The 10527-nt window shown below is 73.4% G+C and carries 10 protein-coding genes; 4 read left to right on the top strand and 6 right to left on the bottom strand.

The genetic code is table 11. The annotated features are described in order from the left end of the window. The first annotated feature begins 57 nt into the window (after positions 1-57). From AB8Z36_RS21430 to AB8Z36_RS21445, 4 genes are all read left to right on the top strand, one after another. A complete protein-coding gene (locus tag AB8Z36_RS21430) occupies positions 58-1605 on the top strand; it encodes a PP2C family protein-serine/threonine phosphatase (protein WP_369214980.1) in 1548 nt (515 codons plus the stop codon). Then, complete coding sequence (locus tag AB8Z36_RS21435; RefSeq protein ID WP_369214971.1) at positions 1602-2705, top strand: cobalamin B12-binding domain-containing protein; 1104 nt, start codon at positions 1602-1604, stop codon at positions 2703-2705. Before AB8Z36_RS21430 ends, AB8Z36_RS21435 begins: the two co-directional genes overlap by 4 nt. A gap of 78 nt (positions 2706-2783) precedes the next feature. Next, positions 2784-3071, top strand: a complete 288-nt coding sequence (locus tag AB8Z36_RS21440; RefSeq protein ID WP_369214972.1) for an STAS domain-containing protein — start codon at positions 2784-2786, stop codon at positions 3069-3071. Between the two features lie 28 nt (positions 3072-3099). Next, on the top strand, positions 3100-4275 hold the full coding sequence (locus tag AB8Z36_RS21445; RefSeq protein WP_369214973.1) for an amidohydrolase family protein: 1176 nt from the start codon (positions 3100-3102) through the stop codon (positions 4273-4275). A gap of 25 nt (positions 4276-4300) precedes the next feature. On the opposite strand, the gene AB8Z36_RS21450 is transcribed toward AB8Z36_RS21445, so the two are convergent. From AB8Z36_RS21450 to AB8Z36_RS21475, 6 genes are all read right to left on the bottom strand, one after another. Beyond that, positions 4301-5071: a cupin gene (locus AB8Z36_RS21450; protein WP_369214974.1), complete on the bottom strand. Its 771-nt coding sequence runs from the start codon at positions 5069-5071 to the stop codon at positions 4301-4303. Between the two features lie 139 nt (positions 5072-5210). Next, a complete protein-coding gene (locus AB8Z36_RS21455) occupies positions 5211-6218 on the bottom strand; it encodes a MerR family transcriptional regulator (protein ID WP_369214975.1) in 1008 nt (335 codons plus the stop codon). A gap of 3 nt (positions 6219-6221) precedes the next feature. Next, positions 6222-6956 carry a HEAT repeat domain-containing protein gene (locus AB8Z36_RS21460; RefSeq protein WP_369214976.1) on the bottom strand — a complete coding sequence of 245 codons (735 nt, stop codon included), beginning with the start codon at positions 6954-6956 and terminating at the stop codon, positions 6222-6224. A 287-nt stretch (positions 6957-7243) separates the two neighbouring features. Next, positions 7244-7375 (bottom strand): hypothetical protein, encoded by a 132-nt coding sequence (locus AB8Z36_RS21465; protein ID WP_369214977.1) that lies wholly within the window; start codon positions 7373-7375, stop codon positions 7244-7246. Positions 7376-7764: 389 nt separating this feature from the next. Then, positions 7765-9369: a SpoIIE family protein phosphatase gene (locus AB8Z36_RS21470; RefSeq protein WP_369214978.1), complete on the bottom strand. Its 1605-nt coding sequence runs from the start codon at positions 9367-9369 to the stop codon at positions 7765-7767. Next, on the bottom strand, positions 9359-10527 hold a 1169-nt coding region (locus AB8Z36_RS21475), incomplete at its 5' end, for a sensor histidine kinase (RefSeq protein ID WP_369214979.1). The genes AB8Z36_RS21470 and AB8Z36_RS21475, both read right to left, overlap by 11 nt.

The following is a 10527-nucleotide window of genomic DNA, read 5'->3' on the forward strand; positions in this document are numbered from 1 at the left end:
GCCCGCCCCCGCATCCGTGCGTCAAGCACGGTGAGCGCCGCCACCGCCCCCTATCCAGTGGTGGTCGTAGGCGCGGACGGACGTGTCGCGGAGATCAATGACGCGGCGTCCGACCTGCTGCCCGCCGCCCACACCGGCCGGAGCCTGCCGTCACCGGCGTGGCTCGCCGCCGCCAGCGGAGCCGCGCACCCGGCATCCGTCAGCGGCGCGGTGGGCGAGCGGTTCTTCTCGGCGCAGCCCTCCGCCACAGCCGACGGCGGCACGGCGTGGTGGCTGGTGGAGGAGACGGCCCACCGCTGGGCGGTACGGGAACTGGAGGCGGAGCGGGGGCGTACGCAATTCCTGTCCAAGGCGTCCAGCGCCCTGTCGGCGTCGCTGAACCAGGACCGCTGCATGGACACCACCGCGCAACTGGCCGCCGAGTATCTCGCCGACGCCGCGCTGGTCATCGCGCCCACCGCGGCCCGGAAGCTGACGCTGGTGCGGTGCGACGAGCGGGGCGAGGTGTCGCGCGGGACGGTGCGCGAGGGCCCGGAGAGCGTCCCCGGGCTCGCCGAGGCGCTGCGCGGGTTCCCGCCGGTGCCCTCACGCTGGATAGACCCCTCCACGGCGCCCGCGTGGCTGGTGCCCGAGGGATTCGGGGAGGTCGGTTCGCTGGCGATCACGCCGCTGCCGGGTCACGGTGTGTCGGCCGGGGCGCTGATCCTGCTGCGCCGTACGCACACGGCCGCCTTCAGCGACGCAGAGGAGGCCCTCGCCGGGCTCTTCGCCGCCCGTGCCGGTGCGGCGATGTCGGCGGCGCGTCTGTTCGCGGAGCAGAACGCGATCTCCGACACGCTCATGCGGGAGCTGCTGCCGCCGGACCTGCACTCCATCGAGGAGGTGGAGTTCGCGGGCGGCTACCGGCCCAGCATGGACAGTGAGCGGGTCGGCGGCGACTTCTACGACGTGCACCCGCCCGGCGACGACTCCCCCGAGACCCTCGCGGTCCTCGGTGACGTGGCGGGCAAGGGCCTGGAGGCCGCGGTGCTCACCGGGAAGATCCGCAACACGCTGCACGCCCTGCTGCCGCTCGCCGACGACCACGCCAGGATGCTGCGCCTGCTCAACAACGCGCTGCGCACCAGCCACCACACCCGCTTCGCGACGCTGGTGCTGGCGTCGGTGCGCCGCGACGAGCGCGGCGTGGTGCTCCGGCTGACCTCGGCCGGGCATCCCGCGCCGCTGATCGTGCGGCGCGACGGGCGCGTCGAGGAGGCCGACACCGGCGGCAGTCTGATCGGGGTGCTGCCCGACATCACCTCGCGCACCGCCCGGGTGCGGCTCGCGCCGGGCGAGACCTGCCTGCTGTTCACCGACGGTGTCACCGAGGCCAGAGGCGGCCCGCTCGGCGACACGATGTTCGGTGACGCCCGGCTGCGGCGCGCCCTCGGCGAGTGCGCGGGCATGCCCGCCGAGGCCGTCGTCGAGCGCGTCCAGATGGTCACCTCGCAGTGGATCGGCGGCGGCCGCCACGACGACATCGCCGTCGTGGCGATCTCGGCGCCCCGCGGCGCCCATCTCAGTGCGGTGAACGGCACGACTCGGGGCAGGTATACGCCATGACCACGCGTACCACCGAAGCCGAGGGCGGGTCCGCCCGCCACCAGGTCGGGGCCCGTCTGTCCTCACCCGGCCAGGACGCCAGGGCCGCCGCCTGGGCGGACAAGCTGTGGGTCGCCGTGCGGGCCGGGGACGAGTACTCCGCCACCGACGTCGTCCGCGACGCGCTCCGGGCCGGGCTCGGACCCGAGGCGGTGCTCCTGGACGTCATCGGCGCCGTGCAGCACAGGGTGGGCCTGGAGTGGGCCGCCAACCGCATGAGCGTGGCCGACGAGCACGCGGCCACCGCGATCAACGACCGCGCCATCGCCGCCCTGCCCGCCGAGCGGCCCGCCGTCAGCCACGGCCGGATCACCGTCGCGTGTGTGGACCAGGAGTGGCACGCCCTGCCCGCCCGTCTCGTCGCCGAGACGCTGCGGCTGCGCGGCTGGCGGGTGGACTACCTCGGCGCGCAGGTGCCCACCGCCCATCTGATCAGCCATATCCACCGCACCGGTCCCGACGCGGTGTGCCTGTCGAGCTCGCTGCCCACGCGGCTGGCCCTGGCGCACGCGGCGATCACCGCCTGCCAGGCGGCCGGGACGCCCGTGATGGCGGGCGGCCTGGCCTTCGGCGCCGACGGCCGCTACGCCCGGCTCCTCGGCGCCGACGCCTGGGAGCGCGACGCGCGCGCCGCCGCAGAGCGGCTGGCCGCCGGTCCCCTGCCCGCGCCCAGACCGCCGCATCAGATGGTCGACGACCTGCCGCACCTGGCGGACCAGGAGTACACCCTGGTGGCCCGCTCCTCCACCCGCCTGGTCCGCGACACCCTGCACGGCTTGCAGGAACGCTTCCCCGCGATGCGGGACTACACCGACGAGCAGCGCGAGCGCACCGCGGAGGACCTCGCCCACATCGTCGACTTCCTGACCGCCGCCCTCTACACCGACGACACCGAGGTCTTCACCGGTTTCCTGCGGTGGACCGCCGATGTGCTCAGCGCACGCGGCGTACCGGCCCGTTCCCTGGTGCCCGGCCTGGACCTGCTGGACGAACAGTTGCGAGACTTTCCCCGCGCCCACCGCTTCATCGACGCCGGGCGTACCGCCCTCACCCGCCCCTGACCCCTACGCTGGACTAGCCCTGTGACTACCTCTCCAGATGCCCATTCCGACGTGGCGCCCTCGGACGACCCGCGCACGGTGAGCGTGTCCCTCCGCGGCGACCTGGACTACGACACCAGCGACGACGTGCTCCAGCGGGTCCACTCCGCCCTGCACGAGCAGCGCGACGCCAAGGCCCTGCGGCTGGACTGCGCCGACCTCAAGATGATCGACTCCATGGGCCTCTCGACACTCCTCCAGCTCCAGCGCACCGCCTCACGGAGCGGCATCACCTTCCACCTGGACAACATCGGCCCGGCGCTGAAGCAACTGCTCGACATGACCGGCACCTACGAATACCTGACCGGCGGGCCGGACCGCACTTAGGGGCACGCCCCTCGGGGAGAGGAGGGCGATGCTGATCACCGCGGACCGTGTTCTGACGGACACCGGCACTTGTCTTCGGGACGGCGCCGTCCTCGTCGACGGCGGGGTGATCGTCGCTGTCGGGCCCCGTGACGAGGTGGGACGGCGGGCAAAGCCCGGCGTCCGGCGCCTGGACCACTCCGGCACCGTCATGCCGGGCCTCGTCGACTCCCATGTGCACCTGATCTTCGACGGCGGCACCGAACCCGTCGCGGGTCTGCGGAACCCCGACGACGTACTCCTCGACCGGATGGCCCGGCGCGCCGAACGGCTGCTGCGCACCGGCATCACGACGGCACGCGACCTCGGGGACCGCAACGGCCTCGCCCTCCGCGTCGCCGCCGGGGTCGAGGCGGGCCGTCTGACCGGGCCGCACGTGCTTGCGGCGGGCACCCCGGCGACCCCGCCCGGCGGGCACTGCCACTTCCTCGGCGGCGAGGTGTCCGGCGAGGCGCAGGTGCGCGACCTGGTACGGCGCAACATCGCGGCCGGTGCCGCCGTCATCAAGGTCATGACCAGCGGTGGCGGGCTCACCAAGGACGGTCCCCGGAGCTGGCAGAGCCAGTTCTCGCCCGCGGAGCTGCGCGCCCTGGTCGACGAGGCGCACGCCGCGGGGCTGCCGGTCGCCGCGCACGCCCATGGAGCCGACGCGATCGCCGCGGCGGTGGCGGCCGGAGCGGACACCCTGGAGCACTGCACCTGGATGACCGAGGACGGCTTCGACCTCCGGCAGGACGTCCTGCGGCGCATCGTGGACGAGCACATCGCGGTCAGCCTGACCGTCAGCCCGCACTGGCGGCTGCTGCCCAGGGTGTTCGGCGAGGAGCGCGCGGCCACGATGTCCGACCAGGTCAGGCAGATGGCCGAGGCCGGGGCGAACATCGTCCTCGGCACCGACGCCGGAGTGCAGCGCACCGGTTTCGACGGCCTGCCAGGCGCGCTCACGTTCTACGCCCACCTCGGCATCCCCAACGGCCGGGTCATCGACATGGCCACGCGGCGCGGCGCCGAGGCCCTCGGACTCGGCGCCGTGACGGGACGGATCGCCCCCGGATTCCGTGCGGACCTGCTCCTCGTCGACGGCGACCCGCTGGCGGATCTGGAGGCGGTGCGGCGGGTCCGTACCGTCGTCTCGGCGGGACGCGTCGTCGACCCGTCGGGGTGATCCGCCGACGGGCCTCCCGACGACGTCAGCGATGACCTGGGACGGGCGGACTCGACCGGCGAGCATCCGGCAGTTCGTACTCGTCCCGTCGCCCGCACATGCCGTAGCCGCCGCGCCGCGAGGGAGCCGTGTCGTGGGAGGCGGCGCGGGCGAGGTAGGCGGGGCTGCCCACCTCCAGCGCGTCGAGCTGCGCGCCGGTGCGTTCCGCCGCGGCCAGCGCTCCGGCCCGCCACAGCTCGCGCCAGCGCGGCACCCGCTCCCTGACCAGGTGCGCCGCCGCGCGCTGGAAGGCCAGGTAGGGGCCGTTGTCCCCGGCGAGGAGCGCCTCCCGCAGCGGCAGGTACCCCTCGACCGCCAGATCGCGCCGTGTGCGCGCCGCCCGTTCCGTCTCCGGGCCACCGCCCGCGGGGAGCCGCGCCAGGGACGCGTACCGCTCGGGGTCGGCGAGTACGGCGGGCGGGAAGGTGAAGACGGCGTCTCCGGCCTCGGGCAGGCCGTTGTTCTGCATCAGGACGGTGATGCGCAGGTCGCCGCCGTCCACCATGCGGTGCACGGTGCCGGGCGTGAACCAGGCCAGCGAGCCCTCCGTCAGCGGGATGTCGCGGTAGCCGTCCGGGCTGAGCGTCTGCACGGCGCCGCTTCCGCCGGTGACGACGTACGCCTCGGTGCACACCAGGTGCAGGTGGGGGCTGCCGCCGCAGACGCCGTCGGCGGCCTCCCACGGGTAGGGGCTCAGATGGGAGAGACCCACGGCGCCCGGCAGCGGGGCCGGACCGTGCACCGGAACATTCAGCATCGAGCGGGCACCCCCATAGCAAGCGCTTTCTGTCCTTGGGTCACTCAAACACCGCTCGCCCGCTCGGTCAACAGTCCCGCGCTCACTACGACGTCTCGCGCTCCGTACGACGTCCCACGCTCAGCACGATGTCCCACGCTCAGCACGATGTCTCGCGCAGTCGCAGAACGTACGTCGCGGTCAGCGCGACCGCGCGGTCCTCGTCCTGCGTGAGGTCCGTGAGGGCGTGTGCCGCCACGGGCCCGGGGACGGAGGCCAGTGCCTGGGTCAGGCGTCCGCGCGCGGGCGCTTCGGTGGTGGCGTGGGCGAGGCGGTCCACGAGCCGGGCCGCGATCCGGTCCGCCGTGGCGGTGTCGCCCGCCAGCGCGCTCAGCGCGTCGGCGGCATCGGTGTCGTTCCGCCCCGCCACGATCATGTCGACGAGCATCGGGATCGCGTCGCTCTCACCGCGCGCCCCGAGCGCCAGAGCCGCCCGACCGCGCACCACCGCGTCGGGGTCGGCGAGGGCGCTCCGCAGGTGGGTGGCCGCCTCGTCGCAGGGCAGTTCGGCGAGGGACAGGACGGCGCGCTCGCGCACCGCGGCCGCCGGTGAACCGAGGCCCTCCGCGAGCAGCGCGGCGCCTGAATCGCCCGAACGCGCCAGGGCCCACCGAAGGGCTCCGGCGACGTTCGGATCCGTCTCGCTCAGCGCCGCCTCGGCCAGGGCCGCCACCGGCGGTGGGCTCCCGTCGACCGTGGCGAGCGCCGCGCGCTGGCGGGCGCCGGGGCTCGTCGAACCGAGCGCCTGAAGGAGCGAGATGACCTGGAGGACGTCCTCCCAGCCGCCCGGCTCCGCGGCGTCGATCCGGTGCAGCCGGGTGAGCAGTTCGGTCTCGGCGGCGATGCGTTCGCGGGTCCGGTGGACGAGGTCGCCGACGAGCGCCGAGGGCGTGAACCCCGGGTCGTCGAGCGCGCGGCCGATCTCACGCAGCGAGAGACCGAGCGACCGCAGGCTCTCGATGTGGAAGATCCGCCGGATGTCCGCCTCGGAGTACTCCCGATAGCCGGAGCCCGTACGGGCCGACGGCCGCACGAGACCGAGGGACTCGTAGTGCCGGAGCATCCGGGCACTGACGCCGGACCGTCGCGCCACCTCACCGATCAACACGTCCTACTGTCCTTCCTGGCTCTGCTGTCCTCCCTGGCTCTGCTGTCCTTCCCAACTCGGCTGTCGCTCTTGTCCCTCCTGGCCGGGCCCGCCGAGGGCCACGACGCGCTTCGCTTCCTCGATCGCGGACTCGAATCCGGCGTCCGGGTCACGCAGCAGCCGCTCCGTGGCGAGCGCGTGCGCGCGCACGCCCGGGTCGGGGACCATCGTCGCAGCACGCAGCTCCGGCTCGATCACCTCGTCCAGTTCGACGAGCGCCCGGCTGAGACTCAACCGCGTCGCGCGCTCGCCGCGCCCGAGCTGCGTGGCGAGGACCGCGGCGAGCGCGGGCCGCTCGTCTTCGGGTACGAGGACGACCGCGGTACGCCAGGCGCTGCGCGCCACCTCGTCGTCGGCGTCGGCCAGCAGCGCACGGGTGATCGCCGGCCACGCCCGCCGGTCCCCGATCTTGGACAGCGTGTGCAGTGCCTGACTCCGTGCCTGTGCCCGCTCCGAGCGGACCTCGCGGAGCAGCGCGGGCAGCGTCATGGACACCGGATGCCGGGTGAGCGCCCAGGTCAGCATGTCGCGGACGAAGAACTCCGGCTCGACCGCGCACCGCTCCACGAGTGCGTCCACGTACTCCGGATCGGGCGCGGTCCCCAGCGCCAGCGCGGCCCGCAACCGCACGGACGACCGCCCGTCCGCCAGCCCCCGCAGCGCTCCCACCGTGTCTTTGCCCTGTCCCGTGACCGTCATCGAGACCACCTCCTCGACCGGAAGTGAAGACCTTGCCACCGTGTCAAGGTCAACCGGAGGCGCCTCTGCCGGTACGCGCACGTGGTCACGCGCTGCGCGGCACTCAGAGCCTGTGTCATATCCCCGGTCGGACCAGCGTGCGGCGTCTGGTGCGTGCGATCGCAAGGCGCCGGAGAGCCCTCGTAGCGGAGCTACTAGGGCTTTTCGGTAACGCGGCGAGGGTGCGTGCCAGGCGTCGCACGCCCGGCCGGGGATATGACACAGGCTCTCACGCGCTGCGGCGGCGCTCACGCCGTGCGGCGGCGCCACGGCCGGTCGTACGGGCCGCCGCACGCGTCGCAGGTGGCGGTGGACAGGGCGGCGGCCGGACTCGGTATCTCGCTGGGCTCGGCGGGGCGGGAGCGGCCCGCGACCGTCACGACCAGGAGCGGTTCGGGGCACGCGCAGGGGGTGTCGGTGGGTCGTCGGGGATGCGGTGGCGCGGCCCCTGACTTCATTCGGGCGACGGGGTTGCCGTCCGGAGCGTCGGGAAGCTCGGTCCGCCAGCCGTCCCTGGGGGCCTTGCGGCGGGCGGACCGTCCACACCGACTCCCACGCCTGTCCGCGGCCGAGGTCGGGCAGGTGCGCGAACACGGTCCCCCACGCCGCGTGCACGGCACGGAACGCCATCAGCCCTCCCTCGAACGGCGGTTGTCTCCGAGTATGAGGGCGACCACTGACATCAGGCGCCTGGGACTTCTCCACCTTCCCCCCAAGTCGTGCGCGAGCGGGAGCAGATCACGCGCGCCCCCGGGCGTTGCGCTCGGGCTCAGGCGAACTGGGCCGCCAGGAGGGCGATGTCGTCGTCCTTGTTCTGGCCGAAGCGGCGCAGGAGCAGTTCGCAGAGGTCGTCGAGGTCGGCCGGTCCGGTGGCCACGGCGTCGCGGAACTCGGCCAGGGTGGTGTCCAGGTTGGTGCTGCGGACCTCGACGAGACCGTCGGTGACCAGGACGAGCCGGGTGCCGGGCGGGGCCTTGACGACGGCGGGCGGCGGATGCGGCAGGCCGAGGCCGAGCAGGGGGCCGTGCGCGGTGTGGAACCTCGGCTGCTCCCCCGGCGGGATGACCAGCGGAGGTATGTGTCCGGCGTTGGCGATGTGCAGGCTGCCCGTGTCCGCCTCGATGAGGACGAGGCAGAGGGTGACGGTGATGCCGGGCTGCGACTGCCCGAGCAGCGTCTCCAGGTGCTTGAGGATGTGGTGGGGCAGGTGGCCCTCGATCGCGTAGGCGCGCAGGGCGTGGCGCACCTCGCCCATGACGGTGGCGGCGGTCACCGAGTGCCCCACCACGTCGCCGATGGCCAGCAGCAGGCCGTTGACCGTCTCGACCGCCTCGTAGAAGTCCCCGCCGATCTCGGCGTGTTCGGAGGCGGGCAGGTAGCGGAAGGCCATGGTGACGCCGGGGACGGCGGGCAGTTGCGCGGGCAGGAACGAACGCTGGAGGGCCAGGCCCAGGGCGTGTTCCTCGTTGTAGGTGCGCAGCGCTTCGAGGGCCAGGGCGCTGGCGTTGGCCAGTTGCTTCAGGAGCTGTTCGTCGTCGGGGCTCTGCAGGGCGTCGGCCGGGACGGCCAGGCAGACGGGGGGACGGCCGCGTTTGGTGCGGGCGATCGCCAGGGCGATGTCTCCGCTGAGATGGTCGGCGGGCAGCAGCGCGTGCCAGTCGCCGGACGGGAGGCGGACGACCGTGACCCCGGTGTGCTGGTGCAGTCCACGGGCCGCGAGCTGGTCCAGGAGGTCGGGGTGGGTGGCGTGGGCCCGGACGGGGCTGTGCGGGTCCTCGGTCATGCTGTGCACCGCTTGCGCCTGGGGCGAGAGGAACACCGCGCTGGCCGGGGTGGCGAGGACCGCGGACGTGCCGCCGGTGGCCGCCGAGGCGAAGGAGTGGAAGCCGACGGCGCTGTAGAGGTCGAGCGTCGCCCGGTTCAGGGTGATGAGCCGTTGCGCGAGGCGTTCGGCGCGCTGGCGGGCGCGGGCGTAGCGCAGGGTGGCGGCGACCGTCGCCAGGAGTTCGCCCGGGTCAAGGGGCTGGTCGAGGTAGGCGTCCGCGCCGCGGCGCAGGCCCTCCGCGTGGTCGTCGGGGCTGATGGCGGCCGCCGATATCTGGATGACCGGGAGGTGGTCCGTACGCGGGTCGCTCTTGACGCGCTCGCTGACCTCGAAGCCGCTCATGTCGGGCAGGCGTACGTCGATGATCGCGATGTCCGGGAGGGGCCCTGCCGTGCTGTGCAGGTGGGTGAGGCCCTGCTCACCGGTGCTCGCGTCGATGACGGTGTGGCCGGCGCGCCGCAGCCAACTGCTCAGGACGTAGCGGTTGGTGTCGTTGTCGTCGATGACCAGAACCGTGGCGGGTTGCGGGTCGGAGGCTTCAAGAGGCACGGCCTGGCCCTTCGGGTTCCGGGTTGTCGGGGCGGGGGTGGCTGAGGTCCGGCAGGCGCAGCTCCACCCGGGTGCCCTCGCCCAGGGTGCTGGTCAGGGTGAGGGAGCCGCCGAGCAGTTCGGCGAGGGTGCGGGCGTAGGGCAGGCCGAGTCCGGTGCCGGGGCGTCCGCTCTGGTGGGGGCCGCGTACCTGGTAGAACGCCTCGAAGACGCGGTCGGTCTCGTCGGCGGGGATGCCGACGCCGGTGTCGGTGACGGTGAACAGCACCGCGGGGGCGTCCGGTGCGGGGCCGGTCCGGACGTCCAGGCGGACTTCGCCCCGGTCGGTGAACTTCAGGGCGTTGGAGAGCAGGTTGCGCAGGATGCGGGTCAGCAGCGTCTCGTCCGTCACCAGGGCCGGAAGCGCTTCGAGGTCCGGGGTGACGAGGGTGGTGCGGTCGTGGGCGTGGCTGCTGAGGAGGAGGCCGCGCAGGTGGGCCACGAGCACCCCCAGATCGACCGGTTCCGGGTGGATCTCCAGGTGACCGGCCTCGGCCTTCGCGACGTCGAGGAGGTCACCGACGAGGGTCAGCAGGGTGCGTCCCGAGGTCGCGATGAGCCCGATCTGCTCGCGCTGCTCGTCGCCGAGCCGGGGTGAGTCGGGGGCGAGGAGCAGGGAGGCGAGGGCCACCACGGAGTTCACCGGGGTGCGCAGTTCGTGGCTGATGTTGGTCCAGAACCGGGTCTTGGCCTCGCTCGCCTCCTGGAGCTGCTGGCGCTTGTCCTCCAGCTCGGAGTGGAGGGCGAGCACTCCGCTGTTGGTGGTCTCCAGTTCGTGCGTCAGCTCGGTGTACAGCGCGAGGACGCCCCGGTTGGTCTCCTCCAGCTCTTCGTTGAGCTTGAGCAGTTCCTCCCGCTGGGCGCGCGTCTCCTCCAGCGTGGCGATCAGGTCGCGGGTCTGGGCGCGCAGGTCGTCCGCCTCGGTGGAGCCCGCGCTGCCCCTGAGGATCTCCGCGAGGCGGGCGCGCTGCTCGTCGAGCTGCACGTGGTGCGCGGGCAGCGGCTGGGTGATGACGACGCGGCTGGTCGTCGCGCCGGGTTCGTAGTCGACCTGGAGGAGCTTGGCGGCGAGGGAGAGGGTGTCCGGGGCCGGTTCCGAGGCGTCGAGCCAGGTGAAGG

Origin of the sequence: Streptomyces flavofungini (genome assembly GCF_041028215.1) — a bacterium.
GTDB classification, from domain to species: Bacteria; Actinomycetota; Actinomycetes; order Streptomycetales; family Streptomycetaceae; genus Streptomyces; species Streptomyces flavofungini_B.

What these genes read in the sequence shown, in the direction of transcription:
- AB8Z36_RS21450 (WP_369214974.1), bottom strand. Translation starts at nt 5,071, where the DNA reads ATGCTGAATGTTCCGGTGCACGGTCCGGCCCCGCTGCCGGGCGCCGTG.
- AB8Z36_RS21445 (WP_369214973.1), top strand. Translation starts at nt 3,100, where the DNA reads ATGCTGATCACCGCGGACCGTGTTCTGACGGACACCGGCACTTGTCTT.
- AB8Z36_RS21435 (WP_369214971.1), top strand. Translation starts at nt 1,602, where the DNA reads ATGACCACGCGTACCACCGAAGCCGAGGGCGGGTCCGCCCGCCACCAG.
- AB8Z36_RS21460 (WP_369214976.1), bottom strand. Translation starts at nt 6,956, where the DNA reads ATGACGGTCACGGGACAGGGCAAAGACACGGTGGGAGCGCTGCGGGGG.